The sequence below is a fragment of the Pseudomonas sp. LBUM1646 genome, assembly GCF_059716165.1.
On record NZ_CP166810.1, the window covers coordinates 424,302 to 448,698 of the forward strand.

The 24,397-nt window shown below is 60.3% G+C and carries 19 protein-coding genes; all 19 read left to right on the top strand.

What is annotated here, in order from left to right:
- Positions 1-117 precede the first annotated feature (117 nt).
- The 19 genes from hutC to ACA071_RS01990 all read left to right on the top strand — a co-directional run bounded on the left by hutC (position 118) and on the right by ACA071_RS01990 (position 24,379).
- Positions 118-786: a histidine utilization transcriptional repressor HutC gene (hutC, locus tag ACA071_RS01900; RefSeq protein ID WP_236713266.1), complete on the top strand. Its 669-nt coding sequence runs from the start codon at positions 118-120 to the stop codon at positions 784-786.
- Positions 783-1,349 carry a HutD/Ves family protein gene (locus tag ACA071_RS01905; RefSeq protein WP_497642899.1) on the top strand — a complete coding sequence of 189 codons (567 nt, stop codon included), beginning with the start codon at positions 783-785 and terminating at the stop codon, positions 1,347-1,349. The genes hutC and ACA071_RS01905 overlap by 4 nt, the downstream gene beginning before the upstream one ends.
- A 481-nt stretch (positions 1,350-1,830) precedes the next feature.
- A complete protein-coding gene (gene hutU / locus ACA071_RS01910; RefSeq protein WP_497642900.1) occupies positions 1,831-3,513 on the top strand; it encodes a urocanate hydratase in 1,683 nt (560 codons plus the stop codon).
- A gap of 155 nt (positions 3,514-3,668) precedes the next feature.
- The gene (locus ACA071_RS01915) at positions 3,669-5,138 is read left to right on the top strand and encodes a purine-cytosine permease family protein (RefSeq protein WP_497642901.1); all 1,470 of its coding nucleotides are present in this window, start codon (positions 3,669-3,671) and stop codon (positions 5,136-5,138) included.
- Positions 5,139-5,207: 69 nt separating this feature from the next.
- Positions 5,208-6,176 carry an ABC transporter substrate-binding protein gene (locus tag ACA071_RS01920; protein ID WP_497642902.1) on the top strand — a complete coding sequence of 323 codons (969 nt, stop codon included), beginning with the start codon at positions 5,208-5,210 and terminating at the stop codon, positions 6,174-6,176.
- A 70-nt stretch (positions 6,177-6,246) separates the two neighbouring features.
- On the top strand, positions 6,247-7,098 hold the full coding sequence (locus ACA071_RS01925) for an ABC transporter permease (protein WP_133837848.1): 852 nt from the start codon (positions 6,247-6,249) through the stop codon (positions 7,096-7,098).
- On the top strand, positions 7,095-7,925 hold the full coding sequence (locus ACA071_RS01930) for a quaternary amine ABC transporter ATP-binding protein (protein ID WP_054054680.1): 831 nt from the start codon (positions 7,095-7,097) through the stop codon (positions 7,923-7,925). The genes ACA071_RS01925 and ACA071_RS01930 overlap by 4 nt, the downstream gene beginning before the upstream one ends.
- A gap of 158 nt (positions 7,926-8,083) precedes the next feature.
- Positions 8,084-9,607 (top strand): histidine ammonia-lyase, encoded by a 1,524-nt coding sequence (gene hutH, locus ACA071_RS01935; RefSeq protein WP_497642903.1) that lies wholly within the window; start codon positions 8,084-8,086, stop codon positions 9,605-9,607.
- 114 nt (positions 9,608-9,721) lie between these two features.
- On the top strand, positions 9,722-11,254 hold the full coding sequence (hutH, locus tag ACA071_RS01940) for a histidine ammonia-lyase (protein WP_497642904.1): 1,533 nt from the start codon (positions 9,722-9,724) through the stop codon (positions 11,252-11,254).
- 170 nt (positions 11,255-11,424) lie between these two features.
- Complete coding sequence (locus ACA071_RS01945) at positions 11,425-12,834, top strand: amino acid permease (protein ID WP_497642905.1); 1,410 nt, start codon at positions 11,425-11,427, stop codon at positions 12,832-12,834.
- Between the two features lie 16 nt (positions 12,835-12,850).
- Positions 12,851-14,056: an imidazolonepropionase gene (hutI, locus tag ACA071_RS01950; RefSeq protein ID WP_497642906.1), complete on the top strand. Its 1,206-nt coding sequence runs from the start codon at positions 12,851-12,853 to the stop codon at positions 14,054-14,056.
- Positions 14,057-14,066: 10 nt separating this feature from the next.
- A complete protein-coding gene (gene hutG, locus ACA071_RS01955; RefSeq protein ID WP_497642907.1) occupies positions 14,067-14,867 on the top strand; it encodes an N-formylglutamate deformylase in 801 nt (266 codons plus the stop codon).
- A 257-nt stretch (positions 14,868-15,124) separates the two neighbouring features.
- A complete protein-coding gene (locus ACA071_RS01960) occupies positions 15,125-16,081 on the top strand; it encodes a choline ABC transporter substrate-binding protein (protein WP_497642908.1) in 957 nt (318 codons plus the stop codon).
- A 94-nt stretch (positions 16,082-16,175) separates the two neighbouring features.
- Complete coding sequence (locus tag ACA071_RS01965; RefSeq protein WP_497642909.1) at positions 16,176-17,093, top strand: alpha/beta hydrolase; 918 nt, start codon at positions 16,176-16,178, stop codon at positions 17,091-17,093.
- Between the two features lie 104 nt (positions 17,094-17,197).
- The gene (pip, locus tag ACA071_RS01970) at positions 17,198-18,169 is read left to right on the top strand and encodes a prolyl aminopeptidase (RefSeq protein ID WP_149659138.1); all 972 of its coding nucleotides are present in this window, start codon (positions 17,198-17,200) and stop codon (positions 18,167-18,169) included.
- Complete coding sequence (gene dtd, locus ACA071_RS01975; RefSeq protein ID WP_497642910.1) at positions 18,166-18,603, top strand: D-aminoacyl-tRNA deacylase; 438 nt, start codon at positions 18,166-18,168, stop codon at positions 18,601-18,603. Before pip ends, dtd begins: the two co-directional genes overlap by 4 nt.
- A 276-nt stretch (positions 18,604-18,879) precedes the next feature.
- Positions 18,880-20,703 (top strand): glucan biosynthesis protein G, encoded by a 1,824-nt coding sequence (locus ACA071_RS01980; protein ID WP_497642911.1) that lies wholly within the window; start codon positions 18,880-18,882, stop codon positions 20,701-20,703.
- Positions 20,696-23,266, top strand: coding sequence for a glucans biosynthesis glucosyltransferase MdoH (mdoH, locus tag ACA071_RS01985; protein ID WP_497642912.1), 2,571 nt, complete (start codon positions 20,696-20,698; stop codon positions 23,264-23,266). The genes ACA071_RS01980 and mdoH overlap by 8 nt, the downstream gene beginning before the upstream one ends.
- 315 nt (positions 23,267-23,581) lie before the next feature.
- The gene (locus tag ACA071_RS01990; RefSeq protein ID WP_123511383.1) at positions 23,582-24,379 is read left to right on the top strand and encodes a transporter substrate-binding domain-containing protein; all 798 of its coding nucleotides are present in this window, start codon (positions 23,582-23,584) and stop codon (positions 24,377-24,379) included.
- The last annotated feature ends 18 nt before the right edge of the window (positions 24,380-24,397 follow it).

The window sequence follows — 24,397 nt, forward strand, 5'->3', positions numbered from 1 at the left end:
AGCTAGCAACCTCTAACAGATGATCAAGGATTAACCGTGCCGACTCCGCCTGCCACATCGCCGCTGAGTGCCAATCTGGGCGACAGTCCGGCGCCCTTGTACGCCCGCGTCAAACAGATGATCACCCAGCAAATCGACAGTGGAAACTGGCCGCCGCATTACCGCGTTCCATCGGAAAGCGAGCTGGTCAACCAGTTGGGTTTCAGCCGCATGACCATCAACCGCGCCCTGCGCGAGATGACCGCCGACGGCCTGCTGGTGCGCATGCAAGGCGTCGGTACGTTCGTCGCCGAGCCGAAAAGTCAGTCCGCGCTGTTTGAAGTGCACAACATCGCCGACGAAATCGCGTCCCGTGGCCATCGCCACACCTGCAAGGTCATCACCCTCGAAGAAGAGGCCGCCGGTTCCGAGCGCGCACTGGCCCTGGACATGCGTGAAGGCCAGAAAGTCTTTCACTCGCTGATCGTGCATTTCGAAAACGATATTCCGGTGCAAATCGAAGACCGTTTCGTCAACGCACTGGTGGCGCCGGACTACCTCAAGCAGGACTTCACCCTGCAAACGCCATACGCCTATCTGAACCAGGTCGCGCCGCTGACCGAAGGCGAGCACGTGGTCGAGGCGATTCTGGCCGAGGCGTCCGAGTGCAAATTGCTACAGATTGAAAAGGGCGAGCCGTGCCTGCTGATCCGTCGCCGCACTTGGTCCGGCCGTCAGCCAGTGACCGCCGCCCGTTTGATCCACCCCGGTTCCCGTCATCGTCTGGAAGGTCGGTTCCATAAATGAAAACGAAGGTTTTACGCGCCAAAGATTACCCGCGCATGCCGTGGAAAAACGGCGGCGGCAGCACTGAAGAAATCACCCGCGATGCCGGCACCGGTCTGGATGGTTTCGGCTGGCGCCTGTCGATTGCCGACATCAGTGAGTCGGGCGGTTTCTCGACGTTCGCCGGCTATGAGCGGGTGATCACCGTGCTGCAAGGCGACGGTATGACCTTGCGCGTCGATGGCCAGGACACCCGGCCGTTGTTACCGCTGGACCCGTTTGCCTTCAGCGGTGAGAGCCAAGTCTCGTGCACCTTGCTCGGCGGGCCGATTCGCGATTTCAACCTGATTTATGCGCCGCAGCGTTACAGCGCGCGGTTGCAGTGGCTGGACGCTGAGCAGCGGTTTTTCACTTCGGCGGGGACGGTGCTGGTGTTTAGCATTGCCGAAGCGCTTGAAGTGAAGGTCGGTAACAGCGACGCGCAATTGGGTCGCCATGATTGCCTGCAACTTGATGGTAATAACGGTCTTTTGGAAATCTCCAGTAACGGCCAGTGCTGTGTGATTGAGCTGATCGCACGCTGATTCAACCCCTCCACTGATCGTTCCCACGCTCCCGCGTGGGAATGCATCCCGTGACGCTCCGCGTCACAGTCGCCAACAGCGGACGCGGAGCGTCCTTGGCGGCGTTACCACGCAGAGCGTGGGAACGATCATGCGATTCGAAAATGCGCACCACTTTGTTACCGAACGCCCCAGCGTGGCGCAAAACCACGCTCAAGTAACAGCTGGCACCCTCCCGCACAAATCCCCACGAAAAATTTCATCTCCACCAAAACCCTTTATCTACAAGCCTTCCAGCCCTCCAGAAACTTTTCTTGAATGCTCATCCAACAAGTTGGCCGCTTGATTGCATATGCTTGTATGTACAAGTAAAGACGTATGCGTATGAGTCGACCGAGACTCCTCGCAGCGTCCACTGATTCGCTTGTGGCGCAACGATGCGCACAGGCTGGCTTGCCCACCGCCAGGGTTGGTTTGAATTGATCGCTGAGGAGTCTTTTTCGTGACTGACAATAAGCCCACTAAGTACCGTGACGTAGAAATCCGTGCCGCCCGCGGCAACAAGCTGACCGCCAAGAGCTGGCTGACTGAAGCGCCGCTGCGCATGTTGATGAACAACCTCGACCCGGAAGTCGCCGAGAACCCTAAAGAACTGGTGGTTTACGGTGGTATCGGTCGTGCGGCGCGTAACTGGGAATGCTACGACAAGATCGTCGAAAGCCTGACCAACCTGAATGACGACGAGACCCTGCTGGTGCAATCCGGCAAGCCGGTCGGCGTGTTCAAGACCCACACCAATGCCCCGCGCGTACTGATCGCCAACTCCAACCTGGTGCCACACTGGGCGAGCTGGGAGCACTTCAACGAACTCGACGCCAAAGGCCTGGCCATGTACGGCCAGATGACCGCCGGCAGCTGGATCTACATCGGCAGCCAGGGCATCGTCCAGGGCACCTACGAAACCTTCGTCGAAGCCGGTCGCCAACACTACAACGATGACCTCAAAGGTCGTTGGGTCCTGACCGCCGGCCTCGGCGGCATGGGTGGCGCTCAACCTCTGGCCGCGACCCTGGCCGGCGCTTGCTCGCTGAACATCGAATGCCAGCAGGTCAGCATCGATTTCCGCCTGAACAGCCGTTATGTCGATGAGCAAGCCACCGACCTCGACGACGCACTGGCCCGTATCGCCAAATACACCAAAGAAGGCAAAGCGATCTCCATCGCCCTGCTGGGTAACGCGGCGGAAATCCTGCCGGAACTGGTCAAGCGCGGCGTGCGCCCGGACATGGTCACCGACCAGACCAGCGCCCACGACCCGCTCAACGGTTACCTGCCGGCTGGCTGGACCTGGGAAGAGTACCGCGCTCGCGCCAAGACCGAGCCGGCCGCTGTTGTGAAGGCCGCCAAGCAATCGATGGCCGTGCACGTTAAAGCGATGTTGGATTTCCAGAAAATGGGCATCCCGACCTTCGACTACGGCAACAACATCCGTCAGATGGCTCAGGAAGAAGGCGTGGAAAACGCATTCGACTTCCCAGGCTTCGTACCGGCTTACATCCGTCCGCTGTTCTGCCGCGGCATCGGTCCATTCCGTTGGGCTGCACTGTCCGGCAATGCCGAAGACATCTACAAGACCGACGCCAAAGTAAAAGAGCTGATCCCGGACGACGCCCACCTGCACAACTGGCTGGACATGGCGCGCGAGCGCATCAGCTTCCAGGGCCTGCCGGCACGTATCTGCTGGGTTGGCCTGGGCCTGCGCGCCAAGCTGGGTCTGGCGTTCAACGAAATGGTTCGCAGCGGTGAATTGTCCGCGCCAATCGTGATCGGTCGCGACCACCTGGACTCCGGTTCGGTAGCCAGCCCGAACCGCGAAACTGAATCGATGCAGGACGGTTCCGACGCTGTGTCCGACTGGCCGCTGCTCAACGCTCTGCTGAACACCGCGAGCGGCGCGACCTGGGTTTCCCTGCACCATGGCGGCGGCGTCGGCATGGGCTTCTCCCAGCACTCGGGCATGGTGATTGTCTGCGACGGTACTGATGAAGCGGCCGAGCGTATTGCTCGCGTCTTGCACAACGACCCGGCGACCGGCGTCATGCGTCACGCCGATGCGGGTTACCAGATCGCGATCGACTGCGCCAAGGAACAGGGCCTGAACTTGCCGATGATTACTGGCAAATAAACAACCCATGTAGCAGCTGCCGAAGGCTGCGTTAAGGGCCGAAGGACCTTCGTTCCACGTTGGAATGCCGGGGTCGCTTCGCAACCCAACGCAGCCTGCGGCAGCTGCTACAGGGATTGCGTAAACCTACAATAACAATCCACAGAGGTTGAACCATGGCTGTCAACGATCGTGTAAGCAGTAAACCGTTGATCGAGAAACGCTCGATCGACTACATCCCGGAAGCGGAAAGACACGGTCGTCTGTTGAGCCAGTTCACCTTGTGGATGGGTGCCAACCTGCAAATTACCGCGATTGTCACCGGGGCCCTGGCCGTGGTGCTGGGCGGTGACGTGTTCTGGTCGTTGATCGGTTTGCTGATCGGCCAATTGATCGGTGGTGGCGTGATGGCGTTGCATGCGGCGCAAGGGCCCAAGCTTGGCCTGCCGCAGATGATTTCCAGCCGGGTCCAGTTCGGCGTGTATGGCGCGGCCATCCCGATCGTGCTGGTCTGCTTGATGTACCTCGGTTTCACCGCAACCGGCACCGTGCTGTCCGGCCAGGCGCTGGGCCAGTTGTTCGGGGTCAGCGACAGCGTCGGCATTCTGCTCTTCGCCAGTGTCATCGTGCTGGCCACGGTGCTCGGTTATCGAGTGATCCACTTCATCGGCCGGGTCGCCAGCATCATTGGCGTGATTGCTTTCGTTTTTCTGTTCTGGCGCCTGATGAGCCAGACCGACGTCGGTGCACTCCTGCAAATTCGACATTTCAGCTTGAGCAGCTTCCTGCTCTCGGTGTCGCTCGCGGCGTCCTGGCAGATCGCGTTCGGCCCTTACGTGGCTGACTATTCGCGCTACCTGCCGAGCAAGACGTCCTCGGTGAAAACCTTCTTCGCTGCGGGTGCGGGTTCTGTCATTGGTGCACAAGTGGCAATGATCCTCGGCGTGTTTGCCGCCGCCTCGGCCAACGGGCAATTCGCCGGGCACGAAGTGGCGTACATCGTCGGCCTGGGCGGTACCGGTGCCACCGCTGCGCTGCTGTATTTCAGCATCGCGTTCGGCAAGGTCACCATCTCCACGCTTAACTCGTACGGCAGCTTCATGTGCATTGCGACCGTGATCAGCGGTTTCCGTGGTGAGCTGAAGGTCACGCGTTTGCAGCGTCTGGTGTTCGTGTTGGTCATCGTCGGCGCGGCGACCCTGATGGCGTTGCTCGGCCAGCACTCGTTCCTCGGTGCGTTCAAGTCCTTCATCCTGTTCCTGCTCGCATTCTTTACGCCATGGAGCGCGATCAACCTGGTGGACTACTACTGCATCACCCGCGAGCGTTATGACGTTCCGGCGCTGGCCGATCCGAACGGTCGCTACGGTCGTTGGAACATCCTCGGCATCAGCGTTTATGTCTTCGGTGTGCTGGTGCAATTGCCGTTCATCTCCACCAAGTTCTACACCGGTCCGCTGGTGGCAGCCCTGGGTGATGTGGATATTTCCTGGATCATCGGTCTGGTGATTCCCGCCGTCCTGTATTACGTGTGCGCAAAAAAATGGCACAGCGCAGTACCCGATCACCTGATTCTGCCGATCGAGCAGAACAGCGATGCAGCACCTAAAACAAGCGGGGCCGGTCGCGCTGCGGCGCAGGCCTGATTGGACGTGGACAGGGCTGGATGCCTCTTGACTGCCGTAAGCCAACTCATGATTAGGAGCGTCACTACAATGAAATCGAACAAGACCCTGCTGACCACATTGCTTTCCATGGGCCTGCTCGCCAGCGCCGGCGCCACTCAGGCTGCCGGTTGGTGCGAATCGGGCAAACCGGTGAAATTCGCCGGCCTGAACTGGGAAAGCGCCATGCTGCTGACCGACGTGCTGCAAGTCGTGTTGGAGAAAGGCTACGACTGCAAGACCGACAGCCTGCCGGGCAACTCCATCACCATGGAAAACGCCCTGAGCAGCAACGACATCCAGGTGTTTGCCGAAGAATGGGTAGGCCGCAGCGAGGTCTGGAACAAGGCCGAGAAGGCCGGCAAAGTCGTTGGTGTCGGCGCTCCGGTAGTCGGCGCAGTGGAAGGCTGGTACGTGCCGCGCTACGTGATCGAAGGCGACGCCAAGCGCAAGCTGGAACCGAAGGCGCCGGACCTGAAAAACATTGCTGATCTGGCCAAGTACTCTGCCGTGTTCAAGGATCAGGAAGAGCCATCCAAGGGCCGTTTCTACAACTGCCCGGCCGGCTGGACCTGTGAACTCGACAACAGCGAAATGCTGAAAAGCTACGGCCTGGAAAGCACCTACACCAACTTCCGCCCAGGCACCGGCCCGGCGCTGGATGCAGCGGTGTTGTCGAGCTACAAGCGTGGTGAGCCGATCTTGTTCTACTACTGGTCGCCAACCCCGCTGATGGGCCAGGTTGACCTGGTCAAACTCGAAGAGAAGCCAGGCGTCGACAAGCGCGTGACCATCAAGGTCGGCCTGTCCAAGGTGTTCCACGAGCAGGCCCCGGAACTGGTGGCTGTGCTGGAAAAGGTCAACCTGCCAATCGACCTGCTGAACCAGAACCTCGGACGCATGACCAAAGAGCGGATCGAATCGCCAAAACTGGCCAAGATCTTCTTGAAGGAACATCCTGAAGTCTGGCACGCATGGGTGAGCGACGACGCAGCCAAGAAAATCGACGCGGCCTTGTAGGTTGAGCCTCTCCGACTGCTGGCAACGGCAGTCGGACGCTTGATCGCAACCCCTTGATTGAGAGTCTCTTATGTTTCCCGAAAGCTTTACCTTTTCCATCGCCGACTGGGTCAACAGTTGGGTCGATTCGCTGGTCACCAACTACGGCGACGTGTTCCGGCACATCTCCGACACCCTGTTGTGGGCCATCGTCAATCTTGAAGGCATGCTGCGTGCGGCGCCGTGGTGGCTGATGCTGCTGATCGTGGCGGGCGTTGCCTGGCACGCGACCCGTAAGGTCGTGACCACTGCGGTGATCGTCGGTCTGCTGTTCCTGGTCGGCGCGGTCGGCCTCTGGGACAAGCTGATGCAAACCCTGGCGTTGATGATGGTCGCGACGATCATTTCGGTGCTGATCGGCATTCCGCTGGGCATTCTCTCGGCGCGCAGCAATCGCCTGCGTTCGGTGCTGATGCCGTTGCTGGACATCATGCAGACCATGCCAAGTTTCGTGTACCTGATCCCGGTGCTGATGCTGTTCGGCCTGGGCAAGGTCCCGGCGATTTTCGCCACGGTGATCTACGCCGCGCCACCGCTGATTCGCCTGACCGACCTGGGCATTCGCCAGGTGGACGGTGAAGTGATGGAAGCGATCAACGCCTTCGGCGCCAACCGTTGGCAGCAACTGTTCGGCGTGCAATTGCCGCTGGCCCTGCCGAGCATCATGGCCGGGATCAACCAGACCACCATGATGGCCCTGTCGATGGTGGTAATCGCCTCGATGATCGGTGCCCGTGGCCTGGGCGAAGACGTGTTGGTGGGGATTCAGACCCTCAACGTCGGACGTGGCCTTGAAGCCGGTCTGGCGATCGTGATTCTGGCAGTGGTGATCGACCGCATTACTCAAGCGTACGGTCGGCCACGGCATGAGGTGAGCAAATGAACGATGCAACCGTGAGCAAAATCGAAGTCAAAAACGTCTTCAAGATTTTCGGCAACCGCTCCAAGGAAGCGCTGGGCATGATTGGCCAGGGCAAGACCAAGGATCAGGTGCTGGCCGAAACTGGTTGCGTGGTCGGCGTGAACGACTTGTCCCTGAGCATCGGCACTGGCGAGATCTTCGTGATCATGGGCTTGTCGGGTTCCGGCAAATCGACCCTGGTGCGTCACTTCAATCGCCTGATCGACCCGACCAGCGGCGCGATCCTGGTGGATGGCGTGGACATCCTGCAATACGACATGGAAGCCCTGCGCCAATTCCGTCGGCACAAAATCAGCATGGTGTTCCAGAGCTTCGGCCTGCTGCCGCACAAGACCGTGGTGGACAATGTTGCCTACGGCTTGAAGGTGCGTGGTGAGAGCAAGCAAATGTGCTCCGAGCGCGCGCTGCACTGGATCAACACCGTGGGCCTCAAGGGCTACGAAAACAAATACCCGCACCAGCTCTCGGGCGGCATGCGTCAACGTGTGGGCCTGGCCCGCGCATTGGCGGCGGACACCGACATCATCCTGATGGACGAGGCGTTCAGCGCCCTCGACCCACTGATCCGCGCGGAGATGCAGGACCAGTTGCTGGAACTGCAAAAGACCCTGCACAAGACCATCGTCTTCATCACCCACGACCTCGATGAGGCGGTGCGCATTGGTAATCGCATCGCGATTCTCAAGGATGGGCGACTGATTCAGGTCGGCACGCCAAGAGAGATCCTGCACTCGCCGGCGGATGAGTATGTGGATCGGTTCGTACAGCGGCGGGCAGCGGTGGTTTAACAGTCGATCGTTCCCACGCTCTGCGTGGGAATGCATCCCGTGACGCTCCGCGTCACCCATGCGCAGGGCTTGAGCCTTGCGCTGACAACGGGACGCGGAGCGTCCCAGGCGGCATTCCCACGCAGAGCGTGGGAACGATCAAGTTCAAGAGGTTGAAGATGTCCCAGGCTGAAAAAATCGTTATCGCCGACGCCCCGTTGCGTTGGCAGGATGTGGTCGCCGTCGCCCGTCATGGCGCGCAGCTTGAGCTGTCGGCCGAGACTTGGGCACGCATCGACAATGCCCAGGCCATCGTCCAGCGCATCGTCGCCAGCGGCGAACGTGCGTATGGCGTCAACACCGGCCTCGGCGCCTTGTGCAACGTCTCGCTGAAAGACGAACAACTCAGCCAACTGTCGCGCAACACACTGCTCAGCCACGCCTGTGGCGTTGGCGCACCCTTGGCCGACGAGCAGACCCGCGCAATTATCTGCGCCGCCATTCGTAACTACAGTCACGGCAAATCCGGCATTCATCGCCGGGTCGTCGAAGGTTTGCTGGCGCTGCTCAATCGCGGCATCACCCCGCAAGTGCCGTCCCAGGGTTCGGTGGGTTACCTGACGCACATGGCCCACATCAGCATCACGCTGCTGGGTGTTGGCAATGTCAGCTATCGCGGGCAGATTGTGTCCGCGCAGCAAGCCCTGGCTGAAGAAGGCCTGGAGCCGGTTCAGCTCGGCGCCAAGGACGGTTTGTGCCTGGTCAACGGCACGCCGTGTATGACCGGTCTCAGTTGCCTGGCGCTGGCCGACGCGACGCACCTGGTGCAATGGGCCGATGTGATCGGCGCCATGAGCTTCGAAGCCCAGCGCGGCCAGATCGCGGCGTTCGATGCCGAGATCATCGCGCTCAAACCGCACCCGGGCATGCAGCAAGTCGGCGTCAATCTGCGGGCGTTGCTCGATGGCAGTGAAGTGATTGCTTCAAGCCTTGGCATTCGCACCCAGGATGCATTGAGCATCCGCTCGATCCCACAGGTTCACGGCGCCGCTCGCGATCAGCTCGAGCATGCGAAAAAACAGATCGAAACCGAACTCAACTCGGTCACCGACAACCCGATGCTGCTGGGCACGCCGGACAACTTCCGCGTAGTGTCCCAGGCCAACCCACACGGCCAATCGGTGGCGCTGGCGGCGGATTTGCTGGCGATTGCCATGGCTGAAATCGGCTCCATCGCCGAGCGTCGTCTGGATCGCTTGATCAACCCGCACGTCAGCGGTCTGCCGGCATTCCTGGTGGCCAATCCGGGGGTGAACTCCGGGATGATGATCGTCCAATACGTCGCCGCTTCGCTCTGTGCGGAAAACCGCCAGTTGGCGCAACCCGCCGTGCTCGATAACTACGTCACTTCCGGCCTGCAGGAAGACCACCTGAGCCTCGGCACCAATGCCGCGCTGAAGCTGCATCGCGCCCTGGAAAACGTCACACAGATCCTCGCCATCGAGTATTTGCTGGCGGCCCAGGCGTTTGAATTCCTCAAGGAACAACGCTTCGGCGCCGGCACCGATACCGCTTGGCGTCTGCTGCGTGAACGCGTCCCGGCCTATGACCAGGACCGTTGGTTGGCACCGGACATCGCCGCCGCTGCCAGCGTGCTGAAAGACCCGATTTTGCTGCACAAGGCTTTACCCAACCTCAACTGATTTCCATAACACCAGCGTGCCAAGGCGCGTCTCCCCAAAAGCGAGACGCGACGGACAACGGACATCTCCGGAGCGTCTGGTGAGTTAATAAGAAGCTCTCAAAAGGAGAATGATGTGACTGCGCTTAATTTGATTCCCGGCCAACTGAGCCTTGCCCAACTGCGTGATGTTTATCAGCACCCGGTGAAAATCACCCTCGATAACAGCGCCTCGGCGCAAATCGAAGCCAGCGTTGCCTGCGTGGAACAGATCCTCGCCGAAAACCGCACTGCTTACGGCATCAATACCGGTTTCGGCCTGCTGGCTTCGACCCGCATCGCCAGCGAAGACCTGGAAAACCTCCAGCGTTCTCTCGTTCTGTCCCACGCTGCCGGTGTCGGCGAGCCGATCAGCGACGCATTGGTGCGCCTGGTCATGGTGCTCAAGGTCAACAGCCTGAGCCGTGGTTTCTCCGGTATCCGCCGCGTGGTGATCGACGCGCTGATCGCCCTGATCAACGCCGAGGTTTACCCGCACATTCCATTGAAAGGTTCGGTCGGTGCATCGGGCGACCTGGCGCCGCTGGCGCACATGTCTCTCGTGCTGCTGGGCGAAGGCAAGGCTCGCTACAAAGGCGAGTGGATGGAAGCGACCGAAGCGCTGAAAGTCGCCGGTCTGACCCCGCTGACCCTGGCTGCGAAAGAAGGTTTGGCGCTGCTCAACGGCACTCAAGTGTCCACCGCTTACGCCCTGCGCGGCCTGTTCGAAGGCGAAGACCTGTTCGCCGGCGCCCTGGCCATTGGTGGTATGACCGTTGAAGCGGTGTTGGGCTCGCGCTCGCCGTTCGATGCACGTATCCATGCCGCTCGCGGCCAGAAAGGCCAGATCGACGCCGCTGCCGCTTATCGCGATCTGCTGGGCGAGCGCAGTGAAGTCTCCGACTCGCACCAGAACTGCGAAAAGGTCCAGGACCCGTACTCCCTGCGCTGCCAGCCGCAAGTCATGGGCGCCTGCCTGACCCAGTTCCGTCAGGCTGCCGAAGTGCTGGCCGTCGAAGCCAACGCCGTTTCCGACAACCCGTTGGTCTTCGCCGCTGAAGGCGACGTGATCTCCGGCGGTAACTTCCACGCTGAGCCAGTGGCCATGGCTGCTGACAACATGGCATTGGCCATCGCCGAAATCGGTTCCCTGAGCGAACGTCGCATCTCGTTGATGATGGACAAGCACATGTCGCAACTTCCGCCGTTCCTGGTGGCCAATGGCGGCGTGAACTCCGGCTTCATGATCGCCCAAGTGACGGCAGCGGCACTGGCCAGCGAGAACAAGGCATTGTCCCATCCGCATTCGGTGGACAGCCTGCCGACTTCCGCAAACCAGGAAGATCACGTGTCCATGGCCCCGGCCGCTGGCAAGCGTCTGTGGGAAATGGCCGAAAACACTCGCGGCGTTTTGGCGGTTGAGTGGCTGGCGGCGTGCCAGGGCCTGGATCTGCGTGACGGTCTGAAGACGTCGACCAAGCTGGAAAAGGCTCGCGCCATCCTGCGTGCTGAAGTGCCGTTCTATGAGAAGGACCGGTTCTTTGCGCCGGACATCAATGCTGCGAGCGAACTTCTGGCGACCCGTTGCCTGAACGAACTGGTTTCGGCGAAGTTGCTGCCTAGCCTGTAAGTCTGATGATGATCGTTCCCATGCTGATCGTTCCCACGCTCTGCGTGGGAATGCCTCTGGGGACGCTCCGCGTCCAGTGACGCAGAGCGTCACGGGCTGCATTCCCACGCTGAGCGTGGGAACGATCATCAACGATCACCTCCGCCAATAAAAATAATTAAGGACGAGCAATGCAACCGCAAGCAAAAGGATTAAAACGCGGGCTCTCTGCCCGACATATTCGCTTCATGGCGCTGGGGTCGGCTATCGGCACCGGGCTGTTCTACGGTTCTGCCTCGGCCATTCAAATGGCCGGGCCTGCGGTACTGCTCGCTTACCTGATTGGTGGCGCGGCGGTGTTCATGGTCATGCGCGCCCTCGGTGAAATGGCGGTGCACAACCCGGTGGCCGGCTCTTTCGGCCACTACGCCAGCACCTACCTGGGGCCGATGGCGGGCTTCATCCTCGGCTGGACCTACGCGTTTGAAATGGTCATCGTCGGTATGGCCGACGTCACCGCATTCGGGATCTACATGGGCTTCTGGTTTCCGGAAGTAGCCCGCTGGATCTGGGTGCTGGGCATCGTTTCGGTGGTCGGCGGCCTGAACCTGTGCAACGTCAAAGTCTTTGGCGAAATGGAGTTCTGGTTGTCGCTGCTCAAAGTCGCGGCCATCGTCGCGATGATCCTCGGTGGCTTCGGCATCATGCTGTTCGGCATCAGCACCGCGCCCGGCGCCCAGGCGACCGACATCAGCAACCTCTGGAGTCATGGCGGCTTCATGCCCAATGGCGTGGGCGGCCTGATCGCTTCGTTTGCCGTGGTGATGTTTGCGTTTGGCGGCATTGAAATCATCGGCGTCACCGCCGGCGAAGCCAAAGACCCGCAGCACGTGTTGCCCCGGGCGATCAATGCCGTACCGTTGCGAATCCTGCTGTTCTACGTGCTGACCATGTTTGTGCTGATGTCGATTTTCCCGTGGCAGCAGATTGGCAGCCAGGGCAGCCCGTTCGTGCAGATTTTCGACAACCTGGGCATCAGCTCGGCGGCAACCATCCTCAACATCGTGGTGATCTCCGCAGCGGTGTCGGCCATCAACAGTGACATCTTCGGCGCTGGCCGGATGATGTACGGTCTGGCCCAGCAAGGACACGCGCCTAAAGGCTTCGCCCGCTTGTCCGTTAATGGCGTCCCATGGATGACCGTGGTGGTGATGAGTGCCGCGCTGCTGCTGGGCGTGCTGCTGAACTACCTGATTCCGGAGAACGTGTTTCTGTTGATCGCCTCTATCGCGACCTTCGCCACGGTGTGGGTCTGGCTGATGATTCTGTTCACCCAGGTGGCGATGCGCCGTTCCATGAGCGCCGAACAGGTCGCGCAACTGAAATTCCCGGTGCCGTTCTGGCCTTATGCGCCGATGGCGGCGATTGCGTTCATGCTGTTCATTTTCGGCGTGCTCGGTTACTTCCCGGATACCCAGGCCGCGCTGATCGTTGGCGTAGTCTGGATCGTGTTGCTGGTGCTGGCCTACCTGACCTGGGTCAAACCCGCGGCAGGTAAAGCCGCATTGGTGGCGCGAGACCCTGATTTTTCTCATCGATAACCTAATGGAGGCCAGGATGAAAACGCTCTGGCAACACTGCAACGTCGCAACCATGGCGCAAGGCGTCTACTCGATCATCGAGGATGCGGCCATCGTGACGTCCGGTGCGCACATTGAGTGGATCGGCCCACGTGCTGAACTGCCGTCGGGCGAATACCCGGCGGTCAACGACTTGAAAGGGGCCTGGGTCACGCCGGGCCTGATCGACTGCCATACCCACACGGTGTTTGGCGGTAACCGCAGCGGTGAATTCGAACAACGCCTGCAAGGCGTCAGCTACTCGGAAATCGCCGCGGCCGGCGGCGGCATCGCCAGCACCGTGCGCGCCACCCGCGCGGCCAGCGAAGACGAACTGTTTGCCAGCGCCGCCAAGCGTCTGAAAAGCCTGCTGCGCGACGGCGTGACCACGGTCGAGATGAAGTCCGGCTACGGTCTGGATTTGGCCAGTGAACGCAAGATCCTGCGAGTTATCCGTCGTCTCGGTGCTGAACTGCCGGTCAGTGTGCGCAGCACCTGCCTGGCTGCCCACGCCTTACCCCCGGAGTACAAGGATCGCGCCGACGCCTACATCGATCACATCTGCGCCGAGATGCTCCCGGCACTCGCCGCCGAAGGGCTGGTGGATGCCGTGGACGCGTTCTGCGAATACCTGGCGTTTTCGCCAGCGCAGGTCGAGCGCGTGTTCATCACCGCCCAGGAACTCGGTTTGCCGGTGAAGCTGCACGCCGAGCAGTTGTCGTCCCTCCACGGTTCGAGCCTGGCCGCGCGTTACCACGCGTTGTCCGCCGATCACCTGGAATTCATGGACGAAGACGACGCCATTGCCATGGCCAAGTCCGGTACCGTCGCGGTGCTGCTGCCCGGTGCGTTCTACTTCCTGCGCGAAACCCAATTGCCGCCGATGGAAGCCCTGCGCAAGCACGGGGTGAAAATCGCTATCGCCAGCGACCTCAACCCCGGCACCTCGCCTGCGTTGTCATTGCGCTTAATGCTGAACATGGCCTGCACCTGTTTCCGCATGACCCCGGAAGAAGCCCTGGCCGGTGCAACGATTCATGCCGCCACCGCGCTGGGCATGGCCGAGACTCACGGTTCGCTGGAAGTGGGCAAGGTCGCAGACTTTGTGGCCTGGCAAATTGATCGTCCCGCTGACCTGTCTTACTGGCTGGGCGGCGACCTGGAAAAACGCGTCGTGCGTCACGGCGTCGAGACAAGCATTTAGGAGAGCAGTTGTGGATAAGGTTCTGAACTTCAAACAAGGCCGCGTGCCGCTCCTGATCAGCATGCCCCACGCCGGCCTGCGCCTGACACCGGTGGTCGAAGCCGGGTTGATCCCCGACGCGAAAAGCCTGCCGGACACCGACTGGCACATCCCGCAGCTTTACGATTTCGCCACCGAACTGGGTGCTAGCACCCTGGCCGGCGAGTACTCGCGGTTTGTCATCGACTTGAACCGACCGTCCGACGATAAACCGATGTATGTCGGCGCTACCACCGGGCTGTACCCGGCGACGCTGTTTGACGGCATTCCATTGTTCCGCGAGGGCATGGAGCCGTCGGCGGCCGAGCGCGCGACGTACCTGGAACAGATCTGGGCGCCGTATCACAGCACTTTGCAAAACGAGTTGGCGCGACTCAAAGCCGAGTTCGGTTATGCGCTGCTGTTCGATGCGCACTCGATCCGCTCGATCATCCCACACCTGTTCGACGGCAAACTGCCGGACTTCAACCTCGGCACCTTCAACGGCGCCAGTTGCGATCCACAGTTGGCCACGCAAATGGAAGCGATCTGCGCCCGGCACACCGAGTACAGCCATGTGCTGAACGGGCGCTTCAAGGGCGGCCACATCACCCGGCATTACGGTAATCCGGCCGAGAACATCCACGCGGTGCAACTGGAGCTGGGGCAGTGCACGTATATGGAAGAGTTCGAGCCATTCCGCTATCGGCCTGATCTGGCGGCACCGACGCAGGTGGTGCTCAAGGAGTTGCTGCAAGGGTTGTTGGCCTGGGGCCAAAAGCACTACGCGTGACTGATCGTTCCCACGCTCCGCGTGGGAATGCCTCAAGGGACGCTCCGCGTTCCAGCTCTCGAATGGGACGCAGAGCGTCCCGGGCTGCATTCCCACGCAGAGCGTGGGAACGATCAGCACTTCGCCATCAAGTCGCCACCGTGCAAATCTCGGTCGCCACAGGTCGCTTTTACCCTCTCGACGCTGCGTAATGTTCTGGGCACGGTGCATAAAGACACCGGCCCCCAACAATAATCTGCCGCACGAGAAAGCTTTCCATGACAAGCACCAAAGGTTTGTTCACCCGCTGTCTCTCAATCCTCTGCGGCACCGCTCTGCTGAGCACCAGCGTCCTGGCCAGTGACGATGCGTCCTGCAAGGCCGTGCGCATGGGTGTGGTCAACTGGACCGACGTGATCGCTACCAGCGGCATGGCCGATGTATTGCTCAATGGCCTCGGCTACGAAAGCAAGCAAACCAGTGCCGTGCAGCAAATCATCTTCGCCGGCATCCGCGACAAGCGCCTCGATATTTTCCTCGGTTACTGGAAACCGGCGATGGACAAAAACATCGCACCATTCGTCGCCGCCAATCAAGTGAAGGTCATGGACACGCCAAGCCTGGCCGACGCCCAAGCCACTCTCGCCGTACCGGACTACGTCGCTGCCGCAGGCCTGAAAACCTTCGCCGATATCGCCAAATTCAAAGAACAGCTCGGCGGCAAGATCTACGGCATCGAGCCAGGCAGCGGCGCCAATACCAATATCAAGACCATGATCGAGACCAACCGCTTCGGCCTGAAGGATTTCAAACTGGTCGAGTCCGGTGAGGCCGGCATGCTCGCCGCCGTGCAACGGGCGGTGAACCACAAGGAATTCGTGGTGTTCGTCGGCTGGACCCCGCACCCGATGAACATCAACATGAAAATCGCCTACCTGACCGGCAGTGAAGACGTCTACGGTCCGAACGAAGGCGCGGCAACGGTCTCCACCGTCACCGCCCCGGACTACGCCGAACGCTGCCCGAATGTGAATCGCCTGCTGCAAAACCTGACCTTCACCGCTTCCCAGGAAAGCCAGTTGATGGTGCCGATCATGGAACGCAAGACGCCGCAGGAGGTTGCCAAGGCCTGGCTGCGTGATCACCCGGAAGACCTTCAGCGCTGGCTGGCCGGGGTGAGCAGTTTTGATGGCAAGGATGGCGTGGCGACCGTACAGGCCAGCCTGAAAAACTGACTTCAAGTGAAGAACCTGTGGGAGCGAGCTTGCTCGATCCCACAGGGGGCTCCTTTTAAACTCAAAATATCCTGAACAGGCTGACACCAGGCCCATGGCTCCTTATCCCCTTTCTGCCCAGATGTCGGCCTTCGTCGAGAAAACCCTCGGCTTCAACAGCACCGACAGCAGCCTCACCGGATTGCGCCAGGCCTACAGCGAGATGTGCCGGGCGTTTACTCCGCCACGTCCTGCCGGGCTTGAGGTTACCGACTTCACTTTGTCGGGCGTCGCGGTGCGTTCCTATCGACCCGCAGTGACGCCACCGGCGAGCGGTTGGCCGTGCATTCTGTATTTGCACGGCGGTGGCTGGGTGGTGGGGGATCTGGATTCCCATGATTTCATCTGTGTCGAACTGGCGTCGGCGCTGGGGGCGATGGTGGTTGCGGTGGATTATCGGCTGGCACCCGAGCATCCGTTCCCGGCGGGGTTCGACGATTGCCTCAAGGTTTGGCAGGCCTTGCGCTCGGGGCCATTCTGGTTCGATCCGGCGCGGATGCTGGTCGCCGGCGACAGCGCCGGGGGAAACCTGGCGGCAGGTTTGTGTCTGGCCTTGCGTGATGCCGGCGAGCCGTTGCCCACCGCGCAGGTGCTGATATATCCGGGGCTGGGTGGCGATCACCGCTTACCGTCCCGCAGCGAATGCGCCGACGCACCATTGCTCAGCAGCAGCGATCTGGACTGCTATCACGCACTTTACTTGCCGGGCACCGCACAACCGAGCGCCTATGCCATGCCATTGCTCGCCGACGATTTCACCGATTTGCCCCCCGCATGGATTGCCGTGGCGCAATTCGACCCGTTGCGCGACGACGGTGTGCGCTATGCCGAGCGACTCAACGCTGCTGGCGTGAGCGCGACGCTTTACTACGGCGAAGGGCTGGTTCACGGTTGCCTGCGGGGCCGCGGGCAGGTCGCCGAGGTCGACCGACTGTATGAAACGCTGGTCGGGTTTCTGGCTGACAGGCTCTGACGCTGCAAGGGCATGCTCATTGACGTAATTCGGGTTTATGATGCCGGACGGCAGAATAATAGAAGTCCCCCCAGGGATGACCTCGACCCCTTACGGAGCGCGCAATGCAGACTTTGTTCCCGCAGATCAAACCCTACGCCCGGCACGATCTGGCCGTCGATAAAACCCACACGCTGTATGTCGACGAAAGCGGTTCACCGGAAGGTTTGCCGGTGGTGTTCATCCATGGCGGCCCCGGCGCCGGGTGTGATGCCCAAAGTCGTCGGTATTTCGATCCGAACCTGTATCGCATTGTCACCTTCGACCAGCGCGGCTGCGGTCGCTCCACGCCCCATGCCAACCTTGAAAACAACACCACTTGGGATCTGGTCGCCGACCTGGAACGGATCCGCAAGCACCTGAATATCGAAAAATGGGTACTGTTCGGCGGCTCCTGGGGTTCGACCCTGGCGCTGGCCTACGCGCAAACCCACCCGGAGCGTGTTCATGGCCTGATCCTGCGCGGGATCTTTCTCTGCCGTCCGCAGGAAATCGAGTGGTTCTATCAGGCCGGCGCCAGTCGTCTGTTTCCCGACTACTGGCAGGACTACATTGCGCCGATCCCGCTGGACGAGCGCGGCGACTTGCTGACCGCTTTCCACAAGCGTCTGACCGGCAACGATCAGATCGCCCAGATGCACGCGGCCAAAGCCTGGTCCACCTGGGAAGGCCGGACCGCGACCCTGCGGCCGAACCCGCTGGTGGTCGATCGCTTCTCCGAGCCGCAACGTGCTTTGTCGATCGCGCGTATCGAATGCCACTATTTCACCAACAATGCTTTCCTTGAGCCGAACCAACTGATCCGCGACATGGGCAAGATCGCCCATTTGCCGGGTGTAATTGTCCATGGCCGTTACGACGTGATCTGCCCGTTGGACAACGCCTGGGAATTGCATCAAGCCTGGCCGAACAGCGAGCTGCAGGTGATCCGCGATGCGGGCCACGCCGCGTCCGAACCGGGCATCACCGATGCGTTGGTGCGAGCCGCTGGTCAGATGGCCCGGCGCTTGCTTGATCTGCCGCCAGAAGAAGCATGAAGGGCCTGCTGCAACGCGTGCGTGGCGCGCGAGTCGAGGTAGCGGGGGAGGTGGTCGGCGCCGTCGACCAGGGTTTACTGGTACTGGTGGCGATTGAGCCCGAGGACACTCGGGCCAGTGCCGACAAACTTCTGCATAAGATGCTTAACTATCGTGTATTCAGTGACGCCGAGGGCAAGATGAATCTGTCCCTGGCGGACGTCGGCGGTGGGTTGCTGCTGGTCTCTCAGTTCACCCTGGCGGCCGATACCAAGAGCGGGTTGCGCCCGAGTTTTTCGACCGCGGCACCTCCGGCCCTGGGTGAAGAACTTTTCGACTATTTATTAGGCAAAGCGAAAGAGGTGCATGGCACTGTGGCATCAGGTAGATTCGGCGCGGATATGCAGGTGCACTTGGTCAATGATGGCCCGGTAACCTTCCTGTTACAGACCTGAAAGCCCCTGAAACATGTTTTTAAGGGCATTTCGACTGAAAACAGGGGGTTTTCGCGATAAATACTTTGCTACCCCTGATGCGTTGTAACGCGCCCTACTAGATAATCGCGCGCTACGGGGATCAGCGTTCGTTGGCCCATTTTGACTTAGGTAGAGACTTGCCCGGAACCTGTTGGGGAATCATTTAGCCCCACAGGAGTCGGAACAATGCTCGCCAACCTGGCATATAGATAGCTGGCCGTTGGTTTTTTGATCTGTTTTCGGCGAGGGTTGCTCGTGATTGTTAGTCCCTGTAATGCACCAAAATTGTCTGCCCAACGGTTCCGAAGCGCTCTGGTAGCGGGCTCTGCACTGCTGTGCCTGCTCAGCGCCGGCCAGCTTTGGGCATTCAACCTGGATGATGTGTCGGTCAAGGCTAAAGAGCTGGCCGGGCAGAAATACGAAGCCCCGCGCAGTAACCTGCCGAACGAATTCCGCGAGATGAAATTCGCGGACTATCAAAAAATTCGTTTCCGCACTGAAAAAGCCGAGTGGGCCGATCAGAAAACCCCGTTCAAGCTGTCGTTCTATCACCAGGGCATGCACTTCGACACCCCGGTGAAAATCAACGAAATCACGGCCAACACCGTCGAAGAGATCAAATACGACCCAAGTCGTTTCGATTTCGGCGACGTATCGTTCGATCCTAAAGCCACCGAACAACTGGGTTATGCCGGTTTCCGTGTGCTGTACCCGATCAACAAGGCCGACAAGCAAGACGAAATCATGACCATGCTCGGCGCGAGTTACTTCCGCGTTGTCGGCAAGGGTCACACCTATGGTTTGTCCGCTCGCGGCATGGCCATCGATACCGCATTGCCGTCCGGCGAAGAATTCCCGCGTTTCACCGAGTTCTGGATTCAACAGCCAAAACCGGGTGACAAACACCTGGTGATCTTCGCCCTGCTGGATTCGCCACGTGCGACCGGTGCCTATCGCCTGACCCTGCGTCCAGGCAGCGACACCGTGGTCGACGTCAAGGCCAAGATGTTCCTGCGTGACAAAGTCACCAAGCTTGGCGTTGCGCCGCTGACCAGCATGTTCCTGTTCGGCGCCAACCAGCCGTCGAAAGTGCTGAACTATCGCCGCGAACTGCATGACTCCAGCGGTCTGTCGATCCATGCCGGTAACGGCGAGTGGATCTGGCGCCCACTGAACAATCCAAAACACCTGGCGGTGAGCAACTTCGCCATCGAAAACCCGCGTGGCTTCGGCTTGCTGCAACGTGGTCGTGACTTCAGCCACTACGAAGACCTCGACGACCGCTACGACAAACGCCCAAGTGCCTGGATCGAGCCAAAAGGCGATTGGGGCAAGGGTTCTGTAGACCTGGTGGAAATTCCGACCGCCGACGAAACCAACGACAACATCGTTGCTTTCTGGAGCCCGGACAAACTGCCTGAACCAGGCCAGCCGCTCGACGTCGCCTATCGCATGCACTGGACCATCGACGAAGCCGCGATTCACGCACCGGATAGCGCCTGGGTAAAACAGACCCTGCGTTCCACGGGCGACGTTAAACAGTCCAACCTGATCCGTCAGCCGGATGGCAGCGTTGCTTATCTGGTGGACTTCGAAGGCCCGTCCCTGGCTGCATTGCCGGAAACCGCCGATGTGCGCAGCCAGGTCAGCATTGGCGACAATGCCGAACTGGTCGAAAACACCGTGCGCTACAACCCTGAAACCAAGGGCTGGCGCCTGATGCTGCGCATGAAAATCAAGGATCCGAGCAAGGCCACCGAGATGCGTGCGGCGCTGGTCGAGAAGATCCAGCCTGAGGATCTGGCCAAGTCGTTGGTACCTTCCTCCAGTTCTTCTGTTGCCAAGGCCGACAAGGTCGCCGCCAAGCAGCAAGAGAAAGTGGACAAGGAAACCAAGGACGCCAAGCAAGCAGACGCCAAGCAGGCCGATGCCAAGCCGGTTGCCGATGCCAAGAACAAGGACAACAAAGACGCCAAGCAGCCAGCGGCTGCGGACGCGGCCCCAGCCACACCGGAATCGACAGAGACTGAAGAAGTCCTGACCGAGACCTGGAGCTACCAGTTGCCTGCCGATGAGTAATTCTCAACTTAAGCCAGAGACTCTCTCCGAGTATCTGGCGCATTTACCGATGACCGACGAGCAGCGCGCGGAACTCGCGGGTTGCCAGTCCTTCAGTGAGCTGCACCAGCGTCTTTCGTCTTCGACGTTCGACGCGCCGACCGAGGCCGCTCAGGCCTCGGTCGGCAAGCGCTTGCTCCTGAACAGTGCTGAAGAGCTGGAAGAAGCGGAGATGCTGGCGGTTGACGCCAGTGGTCGTGTCGTACTCAAGGCGACTCCGCCGATCCGTCGGACCAAGGTCGTGCCGGAGCCATGGCGCACTAACATCCTGGTGCGCGGCTGGCGGCGGATGACCGGTCGCACCAATCCGCCGGCCCCGCCGAAGGATGAACGCGTGTTGCCGGCGGCTCGCTGGCGCACCGTCGGTTCGATCCGTCGCTACATTCTGCTGGTGCTGATGCTCGGCCAGACCATCGTTGCCGGCTGGTACATGAAAGGCATCATGCCGTACCAGGGTTGGTCCTTCGTCGACATGGACGAAATCATCAACCAGTCCTTGATGCAAACCGCGATGCAGGTCCTGCCTTACGCCCTGCAAACCAGCATCCTGATTCTGTTCGGGATTCTGTTCTGCTGGGTGTCGGCCGGTTTCTGGACCGCGCTGATGGGCTTCCTCGAGTTGCTCACCGGTCACGACAAGTACCGCATTTCCGGCAAAAGCGCCGGCAATGAGCCGATCGCCAAGGACGCACGCACCGCACTGGTGATGCCGATCTGCAACGAAGACGTGCCGCGGGTGTTTGCCGGTTTGCGGGCGACCTTTGAGTCGGTTGCGGCCACGGGTGACCTGGATCGTTTCGACTTCTTCGTCCTCAGCGACAGTAACGAAACCGATATCTGCGTCGCCGAGCAACAGGCCTGGCTGGACGTCTGCCGTGAAGCCAAGGGCTTCGGCAAGATCTTCTATCGCCGTCGCCGTCGCCGCGTCAAACGTAAAAGCGGCAACCTCGACGACTTCTGCCGTCGTTGGGGCGGTGACTACAAGTACATGGTCGTGCTCGACGCGGACTCCGTGATGAGCGGCGAATGCCTGACCAGTCTGGTGCGCTTGATGGAAGCCACGCCGGACGCCGGGATCATCCAGACCGCGCCGCGTGCGTCGGGCATGGACACCCTTTATGCGCGGATGCAGCAATTTGCGACCCGTGTGTACGGTCCGCTGTTCACCGCCGGTCTGCACTTCTGGCAGTTGGGCGAATCCCACTACTGGGGCCACAACGCGATCATCCGCATGAAGCCGTTTATCGAGCACTGCGCCCTCGCGCCGTTGCCGGGTAAAGGCGCGTTTGCCGGTGCGATTCTGTCCCACGACTTCGTCGAAGCTGCGCTGATGCGCCGTGCCGGTTGGGGCGTGTGGATTGCCTACGACTTGCCGGGCAGCTACGAAGAACTGCCGCCTAACCTGCTGGACGAACTCAAGCGTGACCGTCGCTGGTGCCACGGTAACCTGATGAACTTCCGCCTGTTCCTGGTCAAGGGCATGCACCCGGTTCACCGCGCGGTGTTCCTGACCGGCGTGATGTCTTACCTGTCGGCGCCGTTGTGGTTCTTCTTCCTGGTGTTGTCCACCGCGCTGTTGGCGGTGAACACCCTGATGGAACCGCAGTACTTCATGGCGCCGCGCCAGCTGTATCCGTTGTGGCCTCAATGGCACCCGGACAAGGCTGTCGCGCTGTTCTCGACCACCGTCGTGCTGTTGTTCCTGCCGAAGTTGCTGAGCATCATCCTGATCTGGGCCAAGGGCGCGAAAGAGTTCGGTGGCAAGTTCAAGGTGACCGCCTCGATGCTGCTGGAGATGTTGTTCTCCATGCTGCTGGCGCCGGTGCGGATGATTTTCCACACCCGCTTCGTACTCGCCGCGTTCCTCGGCTGGGCCGCGACCTGGAATTCGCCGCAACGTGACGACGACTCCACGCCATGGAGCGAAGCGGTCAAGCGCCACGGTCCGCAAACCTTGCTGGGCTTCTTCTGGGCCCTGCTGGTGATCTGGCTGAATCCGAGCTTTCTCTGGTGGCTGGTGCCGATCGTCGGTTCGTTGATGCTGTCGATTCCGGTGTCGGTGATCTCCAGCCGTGTCGGCCTGGGCCTCAAGTCCCGTGACGAGAGCCTGTTCCTGATCCCTGAGGAATACAATCCGCCACAGGCCTTGCTGGCGACCGACCAGTACACCCATGAAAACCGTTATCACGCGCTGAATGACGGCTTCATCCGGGCCGTGGTCGATCCACAGCAGAATGCGTTGGCGTGCGCGCTGGCGACATCCCGTCACGGTCAGGCCGAGCCGATCGAATGGTTGCGTATCGAACGGGTTCGTCATGCGTTGAAGGCCGGTCCTGCCGGGCTCACCAACCATGAGCGCCTGCAACTGCTGAGCGATCCGGTGGCATTGGGTCGCCTGCATGAGCAGGTCTGGAGCGAAGGTCACGCCGAGTGGCTGGACGCCTGGCGCAAATCGGTGAAAGCCGATCCGCATGCGCCGCTGTTGCCGCTCAAACCGTTGAGCGCACAGCCTCAGTTGGCATAACGAAAAACCCCGCGAAAGCGGGGTTTTTTGTTTGTGGTTGATCGTTCCCACGCGCCGCGTGGGAATGCAGCCCGGGACGCTCCGCGTCCCATCCAAAGCCGAACGCGGAGCGTCCGTTGAGGCATTCCCACGCAGAGCGTGGGAACGATCGGTCGAGCAACAATTCCTCTGTAAACCCTTGTGCAAACAAACAAGTGCGATAGGATCCGTCCCCGAATTGGTGTGCCCGGACAGCTTTCTGTTCGTATCTGCCGGTTTTCTAAAGAAAACCGCCGATTGCGCGCCTCACAACGCAATGGTTTTGGGGACTTGATGATGAAGAAGTATCTCTCGATGCTGCTGGTCGGCGTCACGGCATTGGTTGCAGTCAACGCGGCGCAGGCCGGTGCCATCGATGACGCGGTCAAGCGCGGCACGCTGAAAGTCGGCATGGACCCGACCTACATGCCCTTCGAAATGACCAACAAGCGCGGCGAGATCATCGGCTTCGAAGTCGACATCCTCAAAGCCATGTCCAAAGCCATGGGCGTCAAGCTGGAACTGGTTTCCACTGGTTATGACGGGATCATTCCGGCCCTGATGACCGACAAGTTCGACATGATCGGCAGCGGCATGACCTTGACCCAGGAACGTAACCTGCGCCTGAACTTCAGCGAACCGTTCATCGTGGTCGGCCAGACCTTGCTGATCCGCAAGGACCTGGAAGGCACCATCAAGTCCTATAAAGACCTGAACACCGAAAACTACCGCATCACTTCCAAGCTCGGCACCACCGGCGAGATGGTTGCCAAAAAGCTGATCTCCAAAGCCACGTACCACGGTTACGACAACGAGCAGGAAGCCGTGCTCGACGTGGTCAACGGCAAGGCCGACGCTTTTATCTACGATGCGCCCTACAACGTCGTCGCGGTGAACAAGGTCGGCGCCGGCAAACTGGTGTTCCTCGACAAGCCGTTCACCTACGAGCCGCTGGCCTTCGGCCTGAAGAAGGGCGACTACGACAGCCTCAACTTCATCAACAACTTCCTGCACCAGATCCACGAAGACGGCACCTACGATCGCATTCATGACAAGTGGTTTAAAGACACCGCTTGGCTGAAGGACATGGAGTAACCCCTTCCGCTGATCGTT